We start from the raw sequence: 23,821 nt of genomic DNA on the forward strand, positions 1-23,821 counted from the left end.
CCCGCAACTCGCTGTCGCCCGACCGCACTTGCCGCCCGTCCCGCTGTGTGCCGGCCGGACCCGGCGCCGGCGCGGAGCTGCCGCTCCCGCACTGCTTCGCACCTCCCGTACGGAGCGGCAGCACACGCAACTCAGCAGTCCCTGAGCTCCGGTGACTGGTTCAGTAACTGGCCGCGGACCGAGATGAAGCGCGCCAGCCGGTCGTTTGCCGAGCCGTCGAGCGGGAATACGGCAACTCGATGGCAGTTCTGGAATGCGAGCCGCACCCCGAAGTGCCGCTCCAGCGCACCGCGAATCGCGTCACTCGCCAGGGCTCGCAGCAGCTGTCCACGGGCCTGCTCGTCCGGCGGCGGGGTCCGGTTGTCCGCGAACCCGCCACCGTCCGTGCCGAGCCGGTCCACCAGGGAGCTGATCACCCCCCACGCGTACGGCAGGGAGGTCCGGACGCAGTCGACGAACTCCGCTTCGTCGACCTCGCCTCGCTCGGCCTGTGCGAGAAGGGCCGGTGAGACGTCGAGCGACATGGGTTCTCCTCTCGCGACCCCGCGTGAGCGAGGTCTCACGGGACGGGCGAGCGGACGACGACGCCCCGTACCTGTACGACGACCGCCCGCTTCAACGGTAATTCGGCCACTGCGGGCGCACCAGGACAGCGGACCGACAACCAGCCACCCCCGAACGGGACCGACGGGGGCGAATCGCGTCGGGTGCCCCGAGTCGAGTAGCGTTGCCCACCATGCGTCTCGTCATCGCCCGTTGCTCCGTGGACTACGCGGGGCGGCTCACCGCCCATCTCCCCTCCGCGCCGCGGCTGATCCTCATCAAGGCGGACGGCAGCGTGTCGATCCATGCCGACGACCGCGCCTACAAACCCCTCAACTGGATGTCCCCTCCGTGCACGCTCAAGGAGGGCGACGGGGACGTGTGGACCGTCGTCAACAAGGCGGGCGAGAAGCTGATCATCAATCTTGAGGAGATCCTGCACGACTCCTCCCACGAGCTCGGCACCGACCCCGGGCTCATCAAGGACGGCGTGGAAGCGCACTTGCAGGAGCTCCTCGCGGACCGGATCGAGATCCTCGGCGAGGGCTACTCCCTCATCCGCCGCGAGTACATGACGGCCATCGGCCCGGTGGACATCCTGTGCCGGGACGCGGACGGCGGCACAGTGGCCGTCGAGATCAAGCGACGCGGCGAGATCGACGGCGTCGAGCAGCTCACCCGCTACCTCGAACTCCTCAACCGCGACCCCCACCTCGCGCCGGTGCGCGGCGTCTTCGCCGCGCAGGAGATCAAACCGCAGGCGCGGGTCCTGGCCACGGACCGGGGGATCGGGTGTGTGGTCCTCGACTACGATGCGATGCGCGGCATCGAGGACGACAAGCTCAGGCTTTTCTAGGGGGCGTCCTCAATTGCCGGACGGGCTTGAAAATCAAGCCCGTCCGGCGATTGAGGACCGGGGTCTGGGGCGGAGCCCCAGTTTCGGGAAGGGGCGGGGAGGGGAAAGCCCGCCGCAGGCGCCCCACCCGCACCCGGACACGGCCCTACGCACCCGACGGAGAGCCCGGCGTCCCCTCCGTGGAGCCGCTCGCCGACGTGTGGTCGCCCCCAGAAGACGGCCGCGTCGGCGGCACCGGCGTCTTGGTCGAAGGCGTCTCACTGCCCCCACCCCCCGTACTACGGCTGGGCGAGGGCCGGGACGGCCCAGAGCTCTCCCCGCCGGACGGCGAGCGCGATCCGGAGGAGCCGTGCGAGGGCTCCCCGCCCGGCTCCTCCGGATCGGAGGAAGCGGACGAACCGTGTGAGGGTCGGCCGCTGCCGCCCGGCTCCTCCGGCGGCAGGGCGCTGCCCGACGGGCCGGGCGGCGTCGCCGGGCCGCTCGGGCCGGCGCTGTGGCCCGGCTTTCCGGGTGCGCCGGGCAGCGGACGGTGGCCGCTGCCACCGCGCACGGGTTCGTCGGCGGTCAGCTGGTCCGGGCCGTTGTCCTGCCGGGAGGCGGAGCGGTCCGGCTTGACGCCGCTGTCGGCGGGCGGTCCGCCGTTGCCGCCGCCGGACGCGGTGCCGAGGGCGACGATCGTGCCGAGCACGGCGGCGAGCGCGACGCCCGCTCCGGCGGCGGCGAGATTGCGCCGGGTGCCGGCGGCCGCGAGCTTGCGCAGCCACGGCGGACGCGCGGTGGGCGTGGCCGCGCCGGCCGGCTTCTTCGGCCCGCCGGGGACGATCTTGTTGATGACGGCGGTGCTGACGTTGTCGGGGTCGGCGGCCGGCGGCGGCGCCGACTGTTCGCTGCGGGCGGCCGGGACTTCCTCGCCCGCGCGGGTACGGCCGCTGGGCGCGCCGTGCAGCGGGGCGGGCGGCACGGCGGGGGCCGCGGCGCCCGTACGGACCGGTCCCGTGGCGGGGGTGCGGGGAGCGGAGCGGTCGGCGACCAGGGCGAGCGCGCGGCGTCCCGCTATGGCGCCGCGCTGGTCGGAGAGCGCGCCACGCATCGCGATGGACGTCTCCAGTTCGGCGCGGGCCCGTTCCAGGTCGCCGGCGCACAGGGCGAGGATGCCCAACTCGTGGTGGAAATAGGCTTCTTCGCCGGCTTCTCCGGCGAGTCGGGCGGCTTCCTGCCCGTACCGCAGGGCGCGCTCCCAGGCGTTCCAGTGCAGGGCGGCGGCGAAGGCGGGCGCGGCGGCGCGGGCGAGGGGCACCGCGTCGTCGGGGTGCCCGGCGAGGCCCTCGCCGGTGAGCGCCGCGAGCGCGGCGAGGACGGTGTCGGCCTCGGCGGCGGCGCGGGCGGGTTCGACGGAGGGGTGGCCGGCCCACCAGGTGTAGTGCCGGGCCGCGGCGAGGGCGCGCTCGGCGGAGCCCTGCGCGTGGCCGGCGGCGGCGAGTTGCTCGGCGACGCCGGCGGCGAGCCGGTAGCGGGCGCCGGCGGCGGTGACGAGCCCGTGGTCGAGGAGTTCGCCGATGACGGTGTCGGCGTGGGTTTCGCCGACGAGGGCGGGCAGTTGGGCCTGGTGCGGGACCTCGCCGCCGAGCGCGAGCGCGAGCCGCAGGGTGTCGCGGGCGGCGGTGGACAGGCGGGCGGCGAGCAGCGCGGCGGGGGCGGCGGCCTCCGCGACGGCGGGCAGCGGCGGCGTGGCAGCTGCCACGTCCTCGATGTCCGAGGCACCCGAGGTGCCCGAAGCGTCCGACGTGCCCAAGCCCGAGGCACCCGACGTACCCGAGGTGCCCGAAGCGTCCGACGTACCCGAGCCCGAGGCACCCGACGTACCCGAGGCACCCGAGGTGCCCAAGGTCTCCGACGTGCCCGAGGCGGATGACGCGCCCGACACACCCGAGGCCCCCGAGGCCCCCGAGGCCCCCGAGGCGTCCAGCTCATCCGAGGTGGATGACGTGCCCGAGAAGCCCGACGTGCCTGACGTACCCGAGGCGTCCGACGTGCCTGAGGCACCAGAAGCGTCCGGGGCACCCGAGGAGCCCGACGTACCCGAGGCGTCCAACGCATCCGCGGCGCCCAAGGTCTCCGAGGCACCCGAGGCACCCGACGCGTCCGCGCCCTTCGCGTAAGCGCACTCCGCGAAGACGCCGTGCGCATCAAGCGCCCCCTCCCGCGCGCCGAGCGCATCCCGCTGCCGCAGCAGCGCCCCGGCCTGGACGAAGCGCAGCGGCAGCCCGTCGCAGGCGAACCACAGGTCGGCGGCCCAGCGGGCCTCCTCGTCGGTGAGGGGCCGGTCCACCGCGTGTTCCAGCAGCTCCAGGCAGTGGGTGCGGTCGAGCCCGCCGAGGGAGACCTCTTCGAGGTGGGAGCCGGGGGACGGGGCGGCGACGTCGGGGGTGGCGGCGAGCAGGAAGGCGCACTCGGGGGTGGCGTCGAGGAGCGCGTCGAGCGCGGCGCCCCCGAATTCGAGGTCGTCGAGGACGACGACGGCGCCGATCTCCTGGACGTGCGCGAGGAGTCGGTCGTGGTCGGGGCGGTGGCGGGGGGCCGCGTGGACGGCGGCGAACAGCTCGTGGAGCAGGTCGTCCGTGGTGCGTCCGCGGCCGTCGAGACGGACGACGCCGTCGGGGGCGAGGCCGGCGCAGTCCTCGGCGACGGCGTCGAGCAGGACGGTGCGGCCGGAGCCGGAGGGTCCGGTCAGCCGGACGGAACGGCCGCGCGAGAGCAGCCGGGAGAGCCGCTCGCGCTCCTCCTGGCGGGCGGTCAGGGGCAGTTGGGGGCCGGGGCGACGGGCGGGCGGCGGCGGGGCGGCGGCCCGGTCGCGTTCGGCGCGCTCCTCGGCGCCGTGCCGGGCGGGCGGGCCGGGGCGCTCCATGGGCGGGCAGGGCTCGATCTCGCTGCCGTCGACGGGGTTGACGGTGACGAGGTGGTCACCGGCGACGATCCGCACGACGCGGGCGGGTCCGGCTGCCGCGCCGGACCGCGGGAGCGCTGCGGCGGGGCGCGGCTCGCGCGGCGCCGCCTCCTCGCGCTCGCCGCGCGTGCCCCGGGTCTCCCCCGGGCTGTACGGGCCGCGGCCGTCGTGTGTCTCCCGCCCGTCACTCCCGCCCGGGGAGGCCGCCCCTGAGGGGGCGTCGGCCCGGGGCGGGCGGCCCGCGGCGCCGGGCTCGCGGCCCTCGGCGCCGGATCCCTCGGGTCGGTTCGTCGAGTCCATGGTCAAAGCCCCCAAATGCGTGGCGTGCCGTCGTGCCCTCCCGGCCTGTCCGCACTCCCTCGGCCCTGGTGGCCGGGGACCGACCCGGCCGGTGCCTCGGTCCGGTGCCTGTGGGCTTGCTCTGTCGGCCTTGCGCGGCGGGCGGGAACACCGAGCCTGAAGACCTGTGGACAGTATCCACGAACACGACGGCCGCTCGCCGCCCGGGGACGTCCCGTCGCGTGAGGATTCGCGTACGGACCGGGGCGGCGAACTGCCGTGAGGACGCCCGTACCCCAGGGGGCACGGGCGTCACACGCGGGGCAGGGACTCCGCAGCGATACCGCCCTCGATGGAGAGGATGCGGTGCAGTCGCGTGGCGACGAGGAGGCGCTGCATCCGGTCCGGCACCCCGCGCAGGACGAGGCGCCGGCCGCTGCGCCCGGCGCGGCGGTGGGCGCCCATGATGACGCCGAGCCCGGTGGCGTCCCAGGAGTCGAGCTCGGTGAGGTCGAGCACCAGGTCGCCGCGGCCCGCGTCGAGGGCGGAGTGCAGCACCGCACGGGCGTCCGCCGCGCTGCGCACGTCGAGGCGGCCCCCGACGGCCAGTTCGGCGTGGTCGCCCCTGATGTGCATATGCGCTCCCGGGAGTGGTGCGTCAGAACGGGCCCGCGACGGCCCGCAGTGGCGGGTGTGACTGGAGACAGTTCTCAAGGACTGACTGCCTCTCACACGACAAGGTTGCCGTTTGCGGGAGAACCGATACCTAATTCACCCCGCTGAGTGAACCGGGTAGCCCTGACCCCCTCAGTACTGGTAGAAGCCCTGCCCGCTCTTACGGCCCAGATCCCCCGCGTCCACCATGCGCCGCATGATCTCCGGCGGCGCGAACTTGCCGTCGCGGCACTCGTCGTAGATGTTCTCGCTGGCGTGCAGCAGGATGTCGACCCCGGTCAGGTCGGCGGTGGCCAGCGGGCCCATGGCGTGCCCGAAGCCGAGCCGGCAGGCGGTGTCGATGTCCTCGGCGGTGGCCACCCCGGACTCGTAGAGCCTGGTGGCCTCGACGACGAGCGCCGAGATCAGCCGGGTGGTCACGAAGCCCGCGACGTCGCGGTTGACGACGATGCAGGTCTTGCCGACGCCCTCGGCGAACTCCCGTGCCCTGGCGAGGGTTTCGTCGCTGGTCTTGTGGCCGCGCACCAGCTCGCACAGCCGCATCATGGGCACCGGCGAGAAGAAGTGCACGCCCACGACCCGCTCGGGGTGCCGGGTCGCCGCCGCGATCTTGGTGATCGGGATGGCGGAGGTGTTGGAGGCGAGGACCGTCTCCTCCTTCACCACGGCGTCCAGGGCGGCGAACAGCTCCCGCTTGACCTCGACGTCCTCGAAGACGGCCTCGACGACGACATCGGCGTCGGCGGCCGCGTCCAGGTCCGTGGTCGTGGTGATCCGGGCGAGGGCCTCCTCGGCCTCGGCCGCCTGGAGCTTGCCCTTGGCGACGAACTTCTCGTACGAGGCGGCGATTCCGTCCGTGCCCCGCTTGAGGGCCGCGTCGGTGACATCCCGCAGCACGACGTCCCAGCCTGCCTGCGCGGAGACCTGCGCGATCCCCGAACCCATCAGTCCGGCCCCGATGACGGCGAGCTTCCTGGCCACTGCTTCCCCTTACTCCCATGCGGACCTGGTGCACACGAACGCCGGCACCCGCCCGTCACCGCACAGCCCTCCACGGCCCTGCTTCTGACCGGGTGTGTACGGAAATGGCGCCTGTCGTGCACGGCTCATGGCCGGACCTTAGCGGCAGCGGAGGCGCCGTTGGGCGGTAAGAGATGCGCGTCACGTCCCGTTTGACGGACGTCACACTACGGAACAGTACGGAACAGCGGTTCGCTCATCAACCGTGCCCCGCACAGCAGTTGGACCTGCTCCGGGGCGCGGCTCGCCGCGCGGGCGCGGCGGAGCGCTTACGCTCGTCACCATGGTCAATCTGACGCGTATCTACACCCGCACCGGAGACAAGGGCACCACCGCGCTCGGCGACATGAGCCGTACGAAGAAGACGGATCTGCGCATCGCCGCGTACGCGGACGCCAACGAGGCGAACGCCGTGATCGGGGTGGCCCTCGCGCTGGGAGCGCTGCCCGAGGAGGTCCGGGCGGTGCTCACCCGTATCCAGAACGACCTCTTCGACGTCGGCGCCGACCTCGCGACGCCGGTCGTCGAGCAGCCCAAGCACCCGCCGCTGCGCGTCGAGCAGTCCTACGTCGACCGTCTGGAGGCCGACTGCGACCGCTTCCTGACGGGGCTGGAGAAGCTGCGCAGCTTCATCCTGCCCGGCGGCACCCCGGGGGCGGCGCTGCTGCACCAGGCGTGCACGGTGGTCCGCAGGGCCGAGCGCTCGACGTGGGCGGCGCTGGAGGAGCACGGCGAGAGCATGAACGCGCTCACCGCGACCTATCTCAACCGTCTGTCGGACCTGCTGTTCATCCTCGCCCGCACGGCCAACAAGGAGGCCGGGGACGTCCTGTGGGTGCCGGGCGAGAACCGCTAGCGCCGGCCGAGCTCCCGCTCGCGGCCCGCGGCGGAGTCCGAACCCTCCCCGCCCGGGGGCTGCTTGGGCCAGATCGTGTAGCTCAGCGCGATGGCCAGGTTGATGCCGATCACGATGAGCATCTTGGTCTGCCAGTCCCGCAGCGAGCCGGTGTCGCCGCCGTCGCCCACGTACCAGACGGCCGCCTGCAGCAGGGCGAGCGCGACGCCGGCGGCCAGGCACCAGCGGCCGGCGGCGCGCCACTCGTGGGCGGTGCGCGCCGCCCCGTACTTGGGCGGCTTCACCGGCGGCGGGCCGCCCGCGAAGCGGTGGGCGAAGCGGACGTCGACCCACTTGAGGGTGGCGTGGCCCAGGCCCACGGACCAGCCGAGGTAGACGGCGGCCAGGCCGTGCTTCCAGTCCGGGGAGGCGCCGTTCTTCAGGTCGACCGCCGTCACGACCAGCAGGACGAGCTCCAGCAGCGGCTCCACCAGCAGCACCGCGAGTCCCGTGCGCGGCATGCGCGCCAGATAGCGCAGGGCCAGTCCGGCGGCGAGCAGCACCCAGAACCCGATCTCGCAGACGACGATCAGTGTGACGATCACGGATCCCGTCCCCCCTTCCCCTTGCTCTTCCCGGCCTGTTCTCCCGGCTTGCTCTTCCGGCGGTCCGTGGTCACCAGCCTCTCCCCCGCCGCGGGCGGTTTCGTCGTCGCGGGAGAGGATCCGCGACTGCATCCTTCGATGTAGCGGGCAGCGGTCGGCAGGGCCCCGGGCGGGACGACCGCCCCCGCCGCGACGTGCTGTGATGGACCCATGCACGGCCCGATCCCCCAGCTGTCCCTGGTGCGCCGCCTCGGCCGCGACGAGGCCCTGATCGCGGCCGGCGGGCTGCTCTGCGGGCTCGTGCTGTGGTCCCTCGGACTGCACGGCGGGCCACCGCTGTTCGGGCTCCCGGCGTGGCTCACGCTGGGCTCGCTGACCGTGATGGCGGGCGCGGAGCTGCTGCGCCGCCGGGCGCCGCTGACCGCTCTGGCGATCGGTACGGGCGCGCTCGCGGTGGACCTGAGCACGGGCACGCTCATCGCGACGATCGTGATGTACACGGACCTGGTCTACGCGGGCGTGCTCTACGGACGCCCCGCGGCGGCCCGGCGCATCCCCCGGGCCTGCGAGATCGCCACGCTCGTGGCGACACTGCTCGCGCTGGCCCTGATGCGCAGACCCGAGGGGCTGATGATCGGCTTCGTGATGGCCGCGATCACGATCGCCCCGGCCTGGACGGGGGTCAGTGTCCGTACGCACCGCGACGCCGCCGAGTCCGCGCGGCTCGCGGCGGAGCGGACCGCGCTGCTGGCCGAACTGGACCGGCGCGAGGCGGTCGGCGCCGAGCGCGCGCGGATGGCCCGCGAGCTGCACGACATGGTGGCGGGCCATCTGTCGGCCATCGCCATCCACTCCACGGCCGCGCTGTCCATCGGTGAAGAGGCCGCCTCCCGCGAGGCGTTGGGCGTCATCCGGGAGAACAGCGTGCAGGGGCTCGCGGAGATGCGCCGGCTCATCGAGGTGCTGCGGCGGGCCGACGAGAACTCCGGCGAGCCCGCCGCCACCCCGACGCTCGACGGTCTCGACGCGCTGCTCACGCACGCGCGGGCCGCCGTCCGCGACAGCCGTTTCTCCTTCGCGCTGCGCGACGAGCGCGGCCCGGACCCGCTGCCGGCCCCGGTCGAGCTGGCCGCGTACCGGATCGTCCAGGAGTCGCTGACGAACGCGGTCAAGCACGCGGCTCCCGGCGAGGTGACGGTCGCGCTGCGCCGCGCGGGCCCCGGGCCGCTGACGGTACGGGTCACCAGCGCGCTCGGCGAGGGCGTGGGGCCGCGCGCGCCGGGCGCGGGGGCCGGGCTGGTCGGGATGCGCGAGCGGGTGGCCCTGCTGGGCGGCCGGCTGACGGCGGGCCCGGCGCCGGAGGGCGGGACGAAGGTGTGGGAGGTACGGGCGCATCTGCCCGTGGACAGCGAGGAGTTGCCGTGACGGTGGACGGGGCGGACATCCGGGTCGTCGTCGCCGAGGACCAGGCGGCCGTACGCTCGGGGCTGGTGCTGATCCTGCGTTCGGCGCCCGGCGTCGAGGTGGTCGGCGAGGCCGGAGACGGCGAGGAGGCGGTGCGGCTCGCCCGCGAACTGCGCCCGGACGTGGTGCTGATGGACATCCAGATGCCGCGCCTGGACGGGGTGTCCGCGACCCGGGAGATCGTCGCCGGGCAGCTCGCCGACGTGCTCGTGCTGACCACGTTCGACCTCGACGAGTACGTCTTCGGGGCGCTGCGCGCGGGGGCGGCCGGGTTCCTGCTGAAGAACAGCGAGGCCGCCGAACTCGTCGCGGCCGTACGGACGGTGGCCGCCGGAGAGGGGCTGATCGCGCCCGCGGTGACGCGCCGGCTGATCGCGGAGTTCGCCCGCCCCGGGCGCGTACGGCTGCCGGGCGGTCCGGACCCGGCGGTGCTCGACACGCTCACCCGCCGCGAGCGCGAGGTGCTGGCGCGGCTGGGCGAGGGGCTGTCGAACGCGGACATCGCACGGTGCCTGGGCATGGCCGAGGCGACGGTGAAGACGCATGTGAGCCGCGTGCTCGGGAAGCTGGGGCTGCGCAGCCGGACCCAAGCGGCCGTCCTCGCCCAGGAGTTGGGTCTGGTCCAGACCTCTTGACCATTGGTACGGACCTTTCTACCCTCCCCTCACACCCGTGCGGACCGCGTCCGCGACAACGCACTCCTTGCGGGCTCCCACAGGTCCGGACGGCATCAACCCCCCACACCGGCCAAGGAGCTTCCTTGAGCACTGGACCGAGCACCGGAATCCCCAGCCCCCTGCGACGACTGCCGCACAGAGCCCTCGCGGCCCTCGCCGCACTGCTGCTCCCCCTCGCCGCACTCGTCGGCTACGCGTCCCCTTCCCAGGCAACTCCCCTGTCCCACAAGCCCGTTGCCGCCGCTTCCACCACCTCCGCCACCGCCGTCTTCGCCAAGACCTCCGACTGGGGGACGGGCTACCAGGCGGCGTGGACGATCAAGAACACCGGCACCACGGCCCTCACCGGCTGGACCGTGGAGTGGGACCTGCCCGCGACGACCGCGGTCGGCTCCTTCTGGGACGCCCTGATCACGGGATCCGGCAACCACTACACGGCCAGGAACCGCGAGTACAACGGCACCGTCGCCCCCGGCGCGAGCGTGTCCTTCGGCTTCGTCGCCTCCGGCAACGGCGCCCCCACCGGCTGCCGGCTCGACGGCGGCGCCTGCGACGGCTCCTCCCAGGACACCCCGAGCGCCCCCGGCACCCCCTTCTCGACCGCCGTGACCGCGGACAGCGTCTCCCTGAAGTGGCCTGCCGCCACCGACGCCAAGGGCATCAAGAACTACGACGTCTACCGCGGCTCCACGAAGGTCGCCACCGTCGGCAAGCTCGCCCACACCGACACCGGCCTGACCGCCGACACCGAGTACACCTACACCGTCGTCGCCCGCAACACCGCCGACCGCACCGGCCCGGCCGGCCCGCCGCTGACCGTACGCACCACCCGGGGCGGCACCCCGCAGCCCGCCGGCGACCGCGCCAAGGTCGGCTACTTCGTGCAGTGGGGCATCTACGGGCGCGGCTACACCGTGAAATCCCTCGACACCACCGGAGCCGCCGCCAAGCTCACCCACCTCAACTACGCGTTCTCCAACATCGATCCGGTCAACCTCACCTGTCTCAACGGCGTCACCAAGGCCACCACGCCCAACCCCCAGGACCCCAGCCAGGGCGACGGCGCGGGCGACTCCTGGGCCGACTACGAGAAGGGCTTCGGCGCCGGGGAGTCCGTCGACGGCACCGGCGACACCTGGGACCAGCCGCTCGCCGGGAACTTCAACCAGCTCAAGAAGCTCAAGGCCAAGTACCCGAACCTCAAGGTGCTGATGTCCATCGGCGGCTGGACCTACAGCAAGTACTTCTCCGACGTCGCGGCCACCGACGCCTCCCGGCAGAAGTTCGTGAAGTCCTGCATCGACATGTACCTCAAGGGCGATCTGCCGGTCAGCAACGGACGCGGCGGGCCCGGCAGCGCCGCCGGGATCTTCGACGGCTTCGACATCGACTGGGAGTGGCCGGGCTCCGAGGGCCACGCGGGCAACCACGTCTCGAAGGACGACAAGGCCAACAACACCCTGCTGTTCGCCGAGTTCCGCAAGCAGCTCGACGCGCTCGGCTCCACCACCGGCAGGAAGTACCTGCTCACCGCCTTCACCCCGGCGGACCCCGCGAAGATCGCGGGCGGCTGGGAGATCGGCGGGAAGACGGGCGTCTTCGCGTCCATGGACTACGCCAACGTCCAGGGCTACGACTTCCACGGCTCCGGCAGCGACAACAGCTGGGAGCCGAACCTCACCGGCCACCAGGGCAACCTCTACGCCGACCCGAAGGACCCCTACGCCACGAAGTTCAGCGTCGAGAAGGCCATCGGCACCTATCTCGACGCCGGCGTCGACCCGCGCAGGCTCGTCGTCGGTCTCGCCTTCTACGGGCGCGGCTGGCAGCAGGTCACCGACGGCGGCGCCCACGGCGTCTGGCAGAAGGCGAACGGGGCCGCCCCCGGCCAGTTCCCCGAGGAGGCCGGCACCCGCGGCTACGACAACCTCCTCGCCTCGGTCGCCAACCTGACCGTCCACCACGACGAGAACTCCGTCGCGACCTACGGCTACACCGGTGACGGCGGCCAGTGGTGGTCCTTCGACGACGCCTGGTCCATCGGCAAGAAGGCCGCCTGGCTCACGTCGAAGAACCTGCTGGGCGCCATGATCTGGGAGATGTCCGGCGACAGCGGCACGCTGATGACGGCACTGGACAACGGTCTGCGCGACTGACAGCGAACGACTGACAGCCGCAGCTGACAGCGGCGGCAGACAGCGAAAAGCCGGACGGGCTGCACCAGCGGCCTGTCCGGCATCCCCTGCTCTGTCCCTGCTGTGCCCCTGCTATGCCACGTTCACCCGCTGGCCGGGAGGCGCCGCCTCCAGCCACGCCAGGAACCCGGTCAGCGCGTCCTCGCTCATGGCGAGCTCCAGCCGCGTCCCCCGGTGCGCGCACACCAGCACGATCGCATCGGACAGCAGAGCCAGCTCCTCGTCCCCCGCGGGCGCCCGCCGCCCCAGCACCTCGATGCGCCCGCGCTCCAGGATCCGCCGCGGACGGGGCGCGTACGAGAAGACCCGGAACCACTCGACACGGTCGCTGTTGTAGCGGGCGACCCCGTACACCCACCCCTTGCCGGGCGGCTCGGGGGCCTCCTCCGGTACGTTCCAGCGCAGGCTGCAGTCGAAGGTGCCGCCGGAGCGCTGGATGAGCCGGCGGCGCAGCCCGAAGACGAAGAGCCCCAGCACCACCAGCAGTACGACGATGCCGCTCACGAGCAGAGCGAGGACCATCTCCACCGACCTCCTCGCATCATCTAGAGCAACCGCACCTGTATTGCCTCAGCCGCGGACCGCCCTGGATTGTTCCAGTGCGGTCCGCGGCTGAGGGACGAACTTCCGTCGGTCGTGGGCGCTCAGTGAGTACCCGTGACCGCACGCAGCCGGACAGCCGCGCGCCGTTCGGCGGCGGCGTCGGCGTCGCCCTTCGCACGCTCCAGCGCCCGCTCCGCGCGCTGGACGTCGATCTCGTCGGCCAGCTCCGCGACCTCGGCCAGCAGCGAGAGCTTGTTGTCCGCGAACGAGATGAAGCCGCCGTGCACCGCGGCGACGACATTGCCGTCGCGCGTCTTGATGGTGACCGGGCCGGACTCCAGGACACCGAGCAGCGGCTGGTGGCCGGGCATGACGCCGATATCACCCGATCCAGTGCGCGCGATGACCAGGGAAGCGTCGCCGGACCAGACGCTCCGGTCCGCCGCGACCAGCTCGACGTGCAGCTCAGCAGCCAACGTGGCTCCTCGGGTTACCACCCGCCGGGTTCGGCGGGTGTTGGGTCAAAGAATAGGGGACGTGGTGGCCGGGGGCGGGAGTGCCCCGCCCCCGGCCGTGAGCACGAGGGCTTCAGGAGACGCCCAGCTCCTTGGCGTTCTTCTTCAGGTCCTCAAGACCACCGCACATGAAGAAAGCCTGCTCCGGGAAGTGGTCGAACTCGCCGTCGCAGATGGCGTTGAACGCGGCGATGGACTCGTCCAGCGGCACGTCGGAGCCGTCCACACCGGTGAACTGCTTGGCGGCGTGGGTGTTCTGGGACAGGAAGCGCTCCACGCGGCGGGCGCGGTGCACGACCAGCTTGTCCTCCTCGCCGAGCTCGTCGATACCGAGGATCGCGATGATGTCCTGGAGGTCCTTGTACTTCTGGAGGATCCCCTTGACGCGCGAGGCGCACTCGTAGTGCTCCGCGGTGATGTAGCGCGGGTCCAGGATGCGGGACGTGGAGTCCAGCGGGTCCACCGCCGGGTAGATGCCCTTCTCCGAGATCGGACGCGAGAGCACCGTGGTGGCGTCGAGGTGGGCGAAGGTGGTCGCCGGCGCCGGGTCGGTCAGGTCGTCCGCGGGGACGTAGATCGCCTGCATGGAGGTGATCGAGTGACCGCGGGTCGAGGTGATGCGCTCCTGGAGCAGACCCATCTCGTCGGCCAGGTTCGGCTGGTAGCCCACCGCGGAGGGCATCCGGCCGAGCAGCGTGGAGACCTCGGAACCGGCCTGGGTGAAGCGGAAGATGTTGTCGATGAAGAACAGCACGTCCTGCTTCTGCACATCGCGGAAGTACTCCGCCATGGTCAGACCGGCCAGGGCCACGCGCAGACGGGTGCCCGGGGGCTCGTCCATCTGACCGAAGACCAGCGCGGTCTTGTCGAGCACGCCGGACTCGTCCATCTCCGCGATGAGGTCGTTGCCCTCACGGGTGCGCTCACCGACACCGGCGAACACGGAAACACCGTCGTGCAGCTTCGCCACACGCATGATCATTTCCTGGATCAGCACGGTCTTGCCGACACCGGCACCACCGAACAGACCGATCTTGCCGCCCTTGACGTACGGGGTCAGCAGGTCGACGACCTTCAGACCGGTCTCGAACATCTCGGTCTTCGACTCAAGCTGGTCGAAGGCCGGGGCCTTGCGGTGGATGGACCAGCGCTCGGTGACCTCGGACTCGGCCTCGGGCTCGTTCAGGATGCGGCCCAGGGTGTTGAACACCCGGCCCTTGGTGACATCGCCGACGGGCACGGTGATGCCGTCGCCGGTGTCGGTCACCGGGGCCTGGCGCACCAGACCGTCGGTGGGCTCCATGGAGATGGCGCGCACCAGGCCCTCGCCCAGGTGCTGCGCGACCTCCAGGGTCAGGGTCTTCTTCTTGCCCGCCTCGGAGGGGTCCGAGACCTCGACGGTCAGCGCGTTGTAGATCTCCGGCATCGCGTCGACGGGGAATTCCACGTCGACGACCGGGCCGATGACCCGGGCGACGCGGCCCGTGGCGGCGGCCGTCTCAACAGTGGTGGTCATTTAGCGGTCACTCCCCGCGGTCGCGTCGGCAAGGGCGCTCGCGCCACCGACGATCTCGCTGATTTCCTGGGTGATTTCGGCCTGTCGGGCCGCATTGGCAAGCCGCGTCAGCGACTTGATGAGCTCTTCGGCGTTGTCGGTCGCCGACTTCATCGCCCGGCGGCGGGCCGCGTGCTCGGAAGCGGCGGCCTGCAGCAGGGCGTTGTAGATACGGGACTCGACGTAGCGCGGCAGCAGCGCGTCGAGCACGCCCTCGTCGGACGGCTCGAAGTCGTACAGCGGCAGGATCTTGCCCGCCTCCGACTGCTCCTGCTCCGTCTTCTCCAGGCTGAGCGGCAGCAGCCGCCTGTCGACGGGCGTCTGCGTCATCATCGACACGAACTCGGTGAAGACGATGTGCAGTTCGTCCACGCCGCCCTCGGCCGTGTCCGTCAGGACGGCCTCGATCAGCGGGCCCGCCACCTGCTTGGCGTCGGCGTACGTCGGGCTGTCGGTGAAGCCGGTCCACGACTGCGCGACGGGGCGCTCACGGAAGGCGTAGTACGCCACACCCTTGCGGCCGACGACGTAGGTGACGACCTCCTTGCCCTCCGCGCGCAGCCGCTCGGTGAGCCGGTCCGCCGCCTTGATGGCGTTGGAGGAGTAGCCGCCGGCCAGACCGCGGTCGCTCGTGACGAGCAGCACCGCGGAGCGCACCGGGTTCTCCGCCTCCGTCGTCAGCGGGTGCTTGGTGTTGGAGCCGGTCGCCACCGCCGTCACTGCCCGGGTGAGCTCACTGGCGTACGGAGTGGACGCGGCCACCTGGCGCTGTGCCTTGACGATGCGCGAGGCGGCGATCATCTCCATCGCCTTGGTGATCTTCTTGGTCGCGGAGACGGACTTGATCCGCCTCTTGTAGACCCGGAGCTGGGCACCCATACGCTCAGCCCTCGCCCAGCAGCTTGCCGTCCGCGGTCTCGAACTGCTGCTTGAAGGACGCGATCGCGTCGCCCATGGCCTGCAGCGTGTCGTCGGACATCTTGCCGCCCTCGACGATGCTGGTCATCAGGCCCTTGTGCTCGCGGTGCAGGTAGTCCAGCAGCTCACGCTCGAAGCGGCGGATGTCCTCGACCGGGACGTCGTCCATCCTGCCGGTGGTACCGGCCCAGATCGAGAGCACCTGGTCCTCGGTGGCGTACGGCGCGTACTGGGTCTGCTTCAGCAGCTCGACCATGCGCTTGCCGCGCTCCAGCGCCGCCTTGGAGGCCGCGTCCAGGTCGGAACCGAAGGCGGCGAACGCCTCCAGCTCACGGAACTGGGCCAGGTCCACCCGGAGTCGGCCGGAGACCTGCTTCATGGCCTTGTGCTGGGCGGAGCCACCGACACGGGAGACCGAGATACCGACGTTCAGCGCCGGGCGCTGGCCCGCGTTGAACAGGTCGGACTCCAGGAAGCACTGGCCGTCGGTGATGGAGATGACGTTGGTCGGGATGAACGCCGAGACGTCGTTGGCCTTGGTCTCGACGATCGGCAGACCCGTCATCGAGCCGGCGCCCATGTCGTCGGAGAGCTTGGCGCAGCGCTCCAGCAGACGCGAGTGCAGGTAGAAGACGTCACCCGGGTACGCCTCACGGCCCGGCGGGCGGCGCAGCAGCAGGGAGACGGCACGGTAGGCGTCGGCCTGCTTCGACAGGTCGTCGAAGACGATCAGGACGTGCTTGCCCTGGTACATCCAGTGCTGGCCGATGGCGGAACCGGTGTAGGGGGCCAGGTACTTGAAGCCGGCCGGGTCGGACGCCGGGGCCGCGACGATCGTCGTGTACTCCAGGGCGCCGGCCTCCTCCAGCGCGCCGCGCACGGACGCGATGGTGGAGCCCTTCTGGCCGATGGCGACGTAGATGCAGCGGACCTGCTTGTCGGGGTCGCCGGTGCGCCAGTTGGCGCGCTGGTTGATGATCGTGTCGATGGCCAGGGCGGTCTTGCCGGTCTGGCGGTCACCGATGATCAGCTGGCGCTGGCCGCGGCCGATCGGGGTCATCGCGTCGACGGCCTTGTAGCCCGTCTCCATCGGCTCGTGGACCGACTTGCGCTGCATGACCGTGGGGGCCTGCAGTTCGAGGGCGCGACGGCCCTCGGTCGCGATCTCGCCGAGGCCGTCGATCGGGTTGCCCAGCGGGTCGACGACGCGGCCGAGGTAGCCCTCGCCCACCGCGACGGAGAGCACCTCACCGGTGCGCTGCACCGGCTGGCCCTCCTCGATACCGCTGAACTCGCCGAGGACGACGGCGCCGATCTCGCGCTCCTCAAGGTTGAGGGCGAGACCGAGGGTGCCGTCCTCGAACTTCAGCAGCTCGTTCGCCATGGTCGAGGGAAGACCCTCGACCTTCGCGATGCCGTCGCCGGCAACGCTGACCGTACCGACCTCCTCGCGCGAGGCCGCGTCCGGCTTGTACGCCTGGACAAAGTTCTCCAGCGCGTCCCGGATCTCCTCCGGCCGGATCGTGAGCTCCGCCATCTGGGTTCCCTGCTCTCCTTGTTGGGCCCGAAGTATTTCTGTCCGGGGGGAGTGCTCCCCCCGGAGGACACCGTCGGCCCAACTCGGGCCGTCAGTCCTGCTCTTGAGTTGGTGGCTGGTCAGCCGGCCATGCGCCGGTCCGCCTCGGCGAGACGGTCCGCGATGCTCCCGTTGATGACCTCGTCGCCGATCCGCACCTGGATACCGCCGAGGACCTCGGGGTCCACGTCCAGGTTGAGGTGGACGCGCCGCCCGTACAGCTTGGCCAGGGCGTCGCCCAGGCGCTGCCGCTGCCGCTCGCTGACCGGCACCGCGGAGATGACCTCCGCGACCATCCGGTCCCGGCGCTCGGCGGCCAGCTTGGACAGGGCGGTCAGCCCACCGTCCAGGCTACGGCCCCGCGGGTGCGCGACAAGACGGCCCACGAGCCGCTCGGTCGTGGCCCGGGCGCGGCCGTCCAGCAGCTCCCGCACCAGGCCCGCCTTGGCGGCCGGGCTCGCGGCCCGGTCGGTCAGCGCGGAGCGCAGCTCCGGGCTGGAGCCGATGATCCGGCCGAAGCGGAACAGCTCGTCCTCGACGTCGTCGAGCTCCCCGGCCCGGTCGGCGGCGACCAGGTCGGCGCCGGAGGCGAGCTCCTCGGCCGCGTCCACCAGGTCGCGCGACTGCGACCAGCGGGAGCGGACCATGCCGGAGACCAGATCGGCGCACTCGCCCGAGACCTGGCCGGTCAGCAGCCGCCGGGCCAGCTCGGCCTTGGCCTCGCCCGGCTGGGCGGGGTCGGTCAGCACCCGGCGCAGCGAGACCTCGCGGTCGAGCAGCGCCGTGACGGCGGCCAGGTCGTCGGCGAGCTTCGCCGGGTCCACGGAGGTGTTGTCGGCGAGGGCGTCGAGGCTCTCGCGCGCGGAGGCCAGTGCCTCCCGGCTCGCAAGGCTCATCGGTTCGCCTCCGTCTTCGCCCCGTCGGCCACTGCCTTGGCCTCCAGGTCGTCCAGGAAGCGGTCGACGGTCCGGCTCTGCCGGGCCGCGTCCTTCAGGGACTCACCGACGATCCGGCCCGCCAGCTCGACGGCCAGCTGCCCGACGTCGGCGCGCAGCTCGGCAGCGGCGACCTTGCGGTCGGCCTCGACCTGGGCGTGCCCGGCAGCGATGATCTCGTCACGCTGGCGCTGACCCTCGATACGCATCTCGGCGACCATCGCCGCGCCGTGCTCCTGCGCCTCCTGGCGCAGCCGCGTGGCCTCGTGACGGGCGTCGGCCAGCTGGGCCCGGTAGTCGTCGAGCACCTGCTGCGCCTCGGCCTGCGCGGCCTCGGCCTTCTCCATCCCGCCTTCGATGGCCTCGCGGCGCTCGTCGAGGGTCTTGTTGATCCTCGGCAGGAGCTGCTTGGCCAGGAAGATGAAGACGATGGCGAAGGCGATCAGGCCGATGACGAGCTCGGGGATCGGGGGCAGAAGCGGGCTCTCCACCTCTCCCTCGCTCGCCAGGGCTGCCAGGGCTTTCACATCAATGCCTTCCGTCGAGAACAGTGGTCGCGAGACTGTGATCAGGAGGTCGGGTAGACGAACGGCATGACCAGACCGATCAGGGCGAGCGCCTCACAGAAGGCGAAGCCGAGGATCTGGTTGGCGCGGATCAGACCGGCGGCCTCGGGCTGGCGGGCCAGGGCCTGGGTGCCGTTGCCGAAGACGATGCCGACGCCGACGCCGGGGCCGATCGCGGCGAGACCGTAACCGATCGAGCCGAGGTTGCCCTTGATCTCGACACCAGCGGCGAGGGCCTGGAGAGCAGCAGACATGCTCGTTCTTCCTTCTCTTTCACGGACCGGTGGGGGTTGGCCACCGGACGATTGTTGGACGGTGCGGGGCGGGACGACTTTAGTGGTGCTCGGCGAGCGCGCCCTGGACGTAGTTCGTGGCCAGCAGGACGAAGACGTAGGCCTGCACGGCCTGGATGAAGAGCTCGAAGGCCGTCATCACGACGGTCATCACGAACGAGACACCGGCGTAGGCGATACCGATGCCGTTCAGCAGGTACCAGCTGGCGACGGTGAACATCAGGATCAGCAGGTGGCCGGCGAACATGTTGGCGAAGAGCCGGACCGCGTGGGTGAACGGCCGGATGATCACGTTCGAGAAGAACTCAAGGATCACCGCGAGCGGGAGCACCGGGCCGAGCGACTTGTCATAGCCGGTGATGTTCTTCAGGCCGCCGACGAAGCCGTGCTTCCGGAACGTCAGGTACATCCACAGGACGTAGACGATCAGCGCGAGGGCCGCCGGGAAGGCGATGATCGAGGTCACGGGGAACTGGGCGACCGGAATGATCGACCACAGGTTCATGATCCAGACGAAGAAGAACAGCGAGACCATGAAGGGGACGTACTTCTCGCCGACCTTCTTGCCGAGCGCCTCGTAGACGATGCCGCGGCGCACGAAGTCGTAGCCCGCCTCACCGACCATCTGCAGCTTGCCGGGGACCACCTTGGCCCGGCCGAACGCCGCCCAGAAGAAACCGATGATGACGACCGTGCCGAGCACGGCGAGCAGCATCGGCTTGTTGAAGTCGTAGCCGCCGACCGTGAAGAGCGGCTCGAACAGGAAGGAGTGGAGTCCTGGGGCTGGGAAGCCGCACCCATCGAAGATGTGGCAATCGGTCTCGAAGGCGAGCATCTCGTTAGCACTCACCGCGAGCTCCTTCAGCGTGGCGCATAGGTACGGCAACCTCGTTGTGTCGGCGCGGCGCGCGGCCGCGGAACGGCACTGGACTGGTTTTGCGGATGGGGGGGCAGGTGATCGGCGCGGGGCCGGTCGGGGTGGTGGGCATCAGCTGCATGGACCGCCGATTCCGTCCCGGAGAACTCGGGAGTTCAGCTGCCTGCGCCCACTGTGCCTCAGATGGCACCGGACGATAGCAGGTGAGCGCCGACACCTTTATCGCGGCCCTACCGGTCACGTCGCGGACCCGGCCGGCGCGGACTTCTTCGCGTCGCCGGATTCGGGGTCCACATAAAGGATCTTGGCCTTCAGGTGGGCCCGGGTCTGTGCGGCGGTCCACACGATCACCGCGGCCAGCAACGAGAAGGCGAAGGCCCGGGTGTTGAAGGCGGTGGTGTCCCGGAACAGCGCGAGCACGACGGCCGAGATCAGGAACTGGACCACGTAGAGCACCAGGCCCATGGCCTGGAACAGGTGCGGGAAGGACCGGGCGGTGCGCTGCAGCACGTACAGGCCAAGGGCCATCACGCCGCCCGCGACGAGCGTTCCGACGGCGCTGCCGAGAGCGCCCTTGCCGCCGGCGAGCACTCCGCTCACCACGGCTGCGACAACACCGGCGAGGGCGGTCGGGACGGCGCACTGCAGGAGTGTTCGGGCGTCGTTGGACTGCATGAAGGGGTTCTCCGGCGGTGAGGTCGGAAACAACGATTCGTCGTGGACGAGCGTATCCCCGGGATGAGACATGACTCGCACGCGAAGGGCCGCCGCACTACGGTCCTTCGGCTTCAGCACCGGGTTTCGTGAACGGTATCACAAACTATTTGATGAGGTCTTTACCTATATCGTGTGCTGAGCCTCACACGCAAGTGTCAATGTACGGTCCCTCCAGCTGACGGGCCGCCGCGCTTCTGCTAGAAGCGCCGCGGAGCAGCAACCGCGGCCGGAAGAACGGCGGTTCAGCGGGGGCTGCTGATTCTGCGGGGATGGGTGAAACGCGAGCGGTCACCGACGGCCGTCGCCCCGCTCAGCCCGGCCGGCACCGGCTCCCGCCCGGACTCCTCCTCGGCACTCCCGGCCGTCCCGCCCGCCACGGCGGTCCCGGCCGTCGCTGCGGTGGTGGCCACCGGCGCCACCGCGCGACGGCGGTAGCGCGGCGGCACGAACGCTTCGGCCCAGCGCGGCGCCCTCGGCTTGAACCGCGGCAGCAGCAACAGCACCAGCCCGACCGCGCTCAGCGCGACGATCAGCAGCACGAACCACACACTCGCCGAGTGCACCGAGTAGGCCACCGTGCCGAAGGCGATGAGCGCCGACCAGAAGTACATGATGAGCACGGCCCGGCTGTGCGAGTGGCCGATCTCCAGCAGCCGGTGGTGCAGGTGCCCTCGGTCGGCGGCGAACGGCGACTGGCCGTTCCAGGTCCGCCGGACGATCGCCAGCAGCAGGTCGGCGATGGGCACCGCGATGATCGTCAGCGGCAGCAGCAGCGGGATGTACACCGGCACCGTCGCGTGCACGATCGCCCGCTCCCCGCCGGTGAAGGTGCCCAGCACGTCCGGGTCCACCTGCCCGGTGATCGAGATCGCGCCGGCCGCGAGCACCAGGCCGATGAGCATCGAGCCCGAGTCGCCCATGAAGATCCGCGCGGGGTGCATGTTGTGCGGCAGGAAGCCCACGCACATGCCGATCAGGATCGCGGCGAAGAGCGTCGCCGGTGCCGCGGCCTCCACGTTGTGCCCGAACCACAGCCGGTAGGCGTACAGGAAGAACGCCGCCGCGGCGATGCCCACCATGCCCGAGGCCAGTCCGTCGAGGCCGTCGACGAAGTTGACCGCGTTGATGGTGATGACGACGAGCGCGACCGTCAGCAGCGTGCCGACCATCGGGTCCAGGACGACCGTGCCGACGCCCGGCACCGGGATCCACAGGATCGTCAGCCCCTGCAGCACCATGACACCGGCGGCGATCATCTGGCCGCCGAGCTTGACCAGGGCGTCCACGCCCCACTTGTCGTCGAGCACGCCCAGCAGCCAGATGAGCCCGGCGCCCGAGAGCAGCGCGCGCGGCTCGTTGGAGTTGGAGAGCACGAAGACCTTGCCGAGGTTCGTCAGATGCGCGGCGACCAGCAGTCCCGCGCACAGCCCGCCGAACATCGCGATACCGCCGAGCCGCGGCGTGGGCTCCCGGTGCACGTCGCGCGCGCGGATCTCCGGCACGGCACCGGCCACGATCGCGAACTTGCGCACCGGGCCCGTCAGCAGATAAGTGACCGCCGCGGTGACGCACAGCGTCAGCAGGTATTCACGCACGGGCTGCCCCAGGGGTCGCGCTGGACATCACAGCCCCACACCATATTCGCGTCCGTCCTCGTTCCGTGAATGGTCCGGGTGAATGGTCCGGTGAAGGTATCCATGAATGGTTCCACGGATGACGCCGCAGACGATGGCGCGGACGATGCTGCGGTTGATGGCGCAGACGTCCGGCCACCCTGCGATGGTTGCAGTCCTCACGTGTGCGCGGGGTAAGGAGGGAAGGCCCGGGCCAGCTCGGCGACCGCCGCCCGCAGCCGCGCGGGGCGCTCCACGCCGCGGATCGCCGCGGCCGCCAGCGCCGCGATCCGGGCCATCTCGCCCGTGCCCATGCCCTGGGTGGTGACCGAGGCCGTGCCCAGGCGCAGTCCGCAGCCACCGCCCTGCGGCAGGGCGCAGGTGTCCAGGACGATTCCGGCGGCCGCGAGCCGTCCGCGCGCCGTGAAGGCGTCCAGGGCGAGCGCGGAGGCGTCGACGGTCATCATGTGCGTGTCCGTGCCGCCCGTGGTCACCACGAGGCCCTCAGCGGCCAGGGCGGCGGCCAGGGCGCGGGCGTTGGCCACGACCTGCCGGGCGTAGGCGGCGAACTCGGGGGTCGCGGCCTCCCCGAAAGCGACCGCTTTGGCCGCGATCGTCTGCATCTGCGCCCCGCCCTGGGTGAAGGGGAACACCGCCCGGTCGACCCGCTGGGCCAGCCGCCCCCCGCACAGCAGCATGCCGCCGCGCGGGCCGCGCAGCACCTTGTGCGTGGTGGCGCACACCACGTCCGCGTAGGGCACCGGGTTGGGCGCCACTCCCCCGGCGACCAGCCCGATCGGGTGCGCGGCGTCGGCGATCAGGTACGCGCCCACCTCGTCGGCGATCATGCGGAAGGCCGCGTGGTCCAGGTGCCGGGGGTAGGAGATCGAGCCGCACACGATCGCCTTCGGCCGGTGCTCGCGGGCCAGGGCGCGCACCTGCTCGTAGTCCACGAGCCCGGTGTCGGGGCGCACGCCGTAGCCGACGAAGTCGAACCAGCGGCCGGAGAAGTTGGCGGGCGAGCCGTGCGTGAGATGCCCGCCGTGCCGCAGGGACATCGCGAGCACCCGGTCCCCGGGCCGCAGCAGCGCCGCGTAGGCGGCCAGCACGGCGGAGGAGCCGGAGTGCGGCTGCACATTGGCGTGCTCGGCGCCGAAGAGCGCGCAGGCCCGCTCCACGGCGGTGCGTTCGGCGACGTCGACGAGCTCGCAGCCGCCGTGGTGCCGGGCGCCGGGGTAGCCCTCGGCGTACTTGTTGGCGAGCGGGGAGCCGAGCACCGCGAGCACGGCGGGCGAGGTGAAGTTCTCGGCGGCGATCAGCTGCAGCCCGTCCGCCTGCCGGGCCGCCTCGCCCAGCACGAGCCCGGCCATCTTGGGGTCCTGCCGCAGCAGCCGCGCGAAACCGGACGACCACGCGGCCGCCTGCTCGGTGGCGCCTGCCCGGTGCCGGGGCAGGTCGGCGAGGCTGCCGCCCCGGGCGGGGGCGGGGGTGACGGACATCGCGGGCTCCGGGCGGTGGGCGGGAGGCGGCGCTGGGCCGTGGGTGAACGGGGCTCACCACCCAATGTAGGCCCGCCGCGGGCCGCCCGCCCGGTGTGCGCCCGCCTGCCCGGCGCGGGAG

The 23,821-nt window shown here is 71.6% G+C and carries 22 protein-coding genes; 5 read left to right on the forward strand and 17 right to left on the reverse strand.

Annotation, left to right across the window (positions count from 1 at the left end; translation table 11 throughout):
* Positions 1–131: 131 nt before the first annotated feature.
* Positions 132–524 (reverse strand): SCO5389 family protein, encoded by a 393-nt coding sequence (locus ACFP1Z_RS14305; protein WP_390316594.1) that lies wholly within the window; start codon positions 522–524, stop codon positions 132–134.
* Positions 525–736: 212 nt separating this feature from the next.
* Here ACFP1Z_RS14305 and nucS point away from each other — a divergent pair, with 212 nt between their 5' ends.
* The gene (gene nucS / locus ACFP1Z_RS14310; RefSeq protein WP_390316596.1) at positions 737–1,399 is read left to right on the forward strand and encodes an endonuclease NucS; all 663 of its coding nucleotides are present in this window, start codon (positions 737–739) and stop codon (positions 1,397–1,399) included.
* A 145-nt stretch (positions 1,400–1,544) separates the two neighbouring features.
* Here nucS and ACFP1Z_RS14315 read toward each other — a convergent pair whose 3' ends face one another.
* From ACFP1Z_RS14315 to ACFP1Z_RS14325, 3 genes are all read right to left on the reverse strand, one after another.
* Complete coding sequence (locus tag ACFP1Z_RS14315; RefSeq protein WP_390316597.1) at positions 1,545–4,643, reverse strand: hypothetical protein; 3,099 nt, start codon at positions 4,641–4,643, stop codon at positions 1,545–1,547.
* A gap of 291 nt (positions 4,644–4,934) precedes the next feature.
* Positions 4,935–5,258 (reverse strand): STAS domain-containing protein, encoded by a 324-nt coding sequence (locus ACFP1Z_RS14320; protein WP_390316598.1) that lies wholly within the window; start codon positions 5,256–5,258, stop codon positions 4,935–4,937.
* 171 nt (positions 5,259–5,429) lie between these two features.
* Positions 5,430–6,278: a 3-hydroxyacyl-CoA dehydrogenase family protein gene (locus ACFP1Z_RS14325; protein ID WP_390316600.1), complete on the reverse strand. Its 849-nt coding sequence runs from the start codon at positions 6,276–6,278 to the stop codon at positions 5,430–5,432.
* 322 nt (positions 6,279–6,600) lie between these two features.
* Between ACFP1Z_RS14325 and ACFP1Z_RS14330 the strand changes: the two genes are divergently transcribed.
* Positions 6,601–7,173 (forward strand): cob(I)yrinic acid a,c-diamide adenosyltransferase, encoded by a 573-nt coding sequence (locus tag ACFP1Z_RS14330; protein WP_390316601.1) that lies wholly within the window; start codon positions 6,601–6,603, stop codon positions 7,171–7,173.
* Here the strand turns inward: ACFP1Z_RS14330 and ACFP1Z_RS14335 are convergent.
* Entirely contained in the window at positions 7,170–7,757 is a 588-nt protein-coding gene (locus ACFP1Z_RS14335; protein WP_390316603.1) for a hypothetical protein, read from the reverse strand. The genes ACFP1Z_RS14330 and ACFP1Z_RS14335 overlap by 4 nt on opposite strands.
* A 210-nt stretch (positions 7,758–7,967) precedes the next feature.
* On the opposite strand from ACFP1Z_RS14335, the gene ACFP1Z_RS14340 reads away from it, so the two are divergent.
* The 3 genes from ACFP1Z_RS14340 (at position 7,968) to ACFP1Z_RS14350 (ending at position 12,054) form a co-directional block, all read left to right on the forward strand.
* Positions 7,968–9,182, forward strand: coding sequence for a sensor histidine kinase (locus tag ACFP1Z_RS14340; protein WP_390316604.1), 1,215 nt, complete (start codon positions 7,968–7,970; stop codon positions 9,180–9,182).
* A complete protein-coding gene (locus ACFP1Z_RS14345) occupies positions 9,179–9,856 on the forward strand; it encodes a response regulator (RefSeq protein ID WP_390316606.1) in 678 nt (225 codons plus the stop codon). The genes ACFP1Z_RS14340 and ACFP1Z_RS14345 overlap by 4 nt, the downstream gene beginning before the upstream one ends.
* A 125-nt stretch (positions 9,857–9,981) precedes the next feature.
* Complete coding sequence (locus tag ACFP1Z_RS14350) at positions 9,982–12,054, forward strand: glycosyl hydrolase family 18 protein (RefSeq protein ID WP_390316607.1); 2,073 nt, start codon at positions 9,982–9,984, stop codon at positions 12,052–12,054.
* Positions 12,055–12,165: 111 nt separating this feature from the next.
* Here the strand turns inward: ACFP1Z_RS14350 and ACFP1Z_RS14355 are convergent, their stop codons facing one another.
* The 12 genes from ACFP1Z_RS14355 to ACFP1Z_RS14410 form a co-directional block, all read right to left on the reverse strand.
* Entirely contained in the window at positions 12,166–12,615 is a 450-nt protein-coding gene (locus ACFP1Z_RS14355; protein ID WP_390316608.1) for a DUF2550 domain-containing protein, read from the reverse strand.
* A gap of 122 nt (positions 12,616–12,737) precedes the next feature.
* Positions 12,738–13,112: a F0F1 ATP synthase subunit epsilon gene (locus ACFP1Z_RS14360; protein ID WP_390316610.1), complete on the reverse strand. Its 375-nt coding sequence runs from the start codon at positions 13,110–13,112 to the stop codon at positions 12,738–12,740.
* A 112-nt stretch (positions 13,113–13,224) separates the two neighbouring features.
* Positions 13,225–14,667 carry a F0F1 ATP synthase subunit beta gene (gene atpD, locus ACFP1Z_RS14365; protein ID WP_390316611.1) on the reverse strand — a complete coding sequence of 481 codons (1,443 nt, stop codon included), beginning with the start codon at positions 14,665–14,667 and terminating at the stop codon, positions 13,225–13,227.
* A complete protein-coding gene (locus ACFP1Z_RS14370) occupies positions 14,668–15,585 on the reverse strand; it encodes a F0F1 ATP synthase subunit gamma (protein ID WP_390316613.1) in 918 nt (305 codons plus the stop codon).
* 4 nt (positions 15,586–15,589) lie between these two features.
* The gene (atpA, locus tag ACFP1Z_RS14375) at positions 15,590–17,161 is read right to left on the reverse strand and encodes a F0F1 ATP synthase subunit alpha (protein WP_390316614.1); all 1,572 of its coding nucleotides are present in this window, start codon (positions 17,159–17,161) and stop codon (positions 15,590–15,592) included.
* Positions 17,162–17,280: 119 nt separating this feature from the next.
* On the reverse strand, positions 17,281–18,096 hold the full coding sequence (locus tag ACFP1Z_RS14380; RefSeq protein WP_390316615.1) for a F0F1 ATP synthase subunit delta: 816 nt from the start codon (positions 18,094–18,096) through the stop codon (positions 17,281–17,283).
* Positions 18,093–18,662, reverse strand: coding sequence for a F0F1 ATP synthase subunit B (locus ACFP1Z_RS14385; protein ID WP_390316616.1), 570 nt, complete (start codon positions 18,660–18,662; stop codon positions 18,093–18,095). Before ACFP1Z_RS14385 ends, ACFP1Z_RS14380 begins: the two co-directional genes overlap by 4 nt.
* Positions 18,663–18,703: 41 nt before the next feature.
* On the reverse strand, positions 18,704–18,955 hold the full coding sequence (gene atpE, locus ACFP1Z_RS14390; protein ID WP_390316617.1) for an ATP synthase F0 subunit C: 252 nt from the start codon (positions 18,953–18,955) through the stop codon (positions 18,704–18,706).
* A gap of 79 nt (positions 18,956–19,034) precedes the next feature.
* Positions 19,035–19,829 carry a F0F1 ATP synthase subunit A gene (atpB, locus tag ACFP1Z_RS14395; protein WP_390316695.1) on the reverse strand — a complete coding sequence of 265 codons (795 nt, stop codon included), beginning with the start codon at positions 19,827–19,829 and terminating at the stop codon, positions 19,035–19,037.
* 279 nt (positions 19,830–20,108) lie between these two features.
* Entirely contained in the window at positions 20,109–20,546 is a 438-nt protein-coding gene (locus tag ACFP1Z_RS14400; RefSeq protein WP_390316618.1) for a hypothetical protein, read from the reverse strand.
* Positions 20,547–20,830: 284 nt separating this feature from the next.
* The gene (locus ACFP1Z_RS14405; RefSeq protein WP_390316619.1) at positions 20,831–22,183 is read right to left on the reverse strand and encodes an MraY family glycosyltransferase; all 1,353 of its coding nucleotides are present in this window, start codon (positions 22,181–22,183) and stop codon (positions 20,831–20,833) included.
* 197 nt (positions 22,184–22,380) lie between these two features.
* The gene (locus ACFP1Z_RS14410) at positions 22,381–23,571 is read right to left on the reverse strand and encodes a serine hydroxymethyltransferase (protein WP_390316696.1); all 1,191 of its coding nucleotides are present in this window, start codon (positions 23,569–23,571) and stop codon (positions 22,381–22,383) included.
* Between the last annotated feature and the right edge of the window lie 250 nt (positions 23,572–23,821).

Source organism: Streptomyces gamaensis (genome assembly GCF_042656465.1).
GTDB classification, from domain to species: Bacteria; Actinomycetota; Actinomycetes; order Streptomycetales; family Streptomycetaceae; genus Streptomyces; species Streptomyces gamaensis.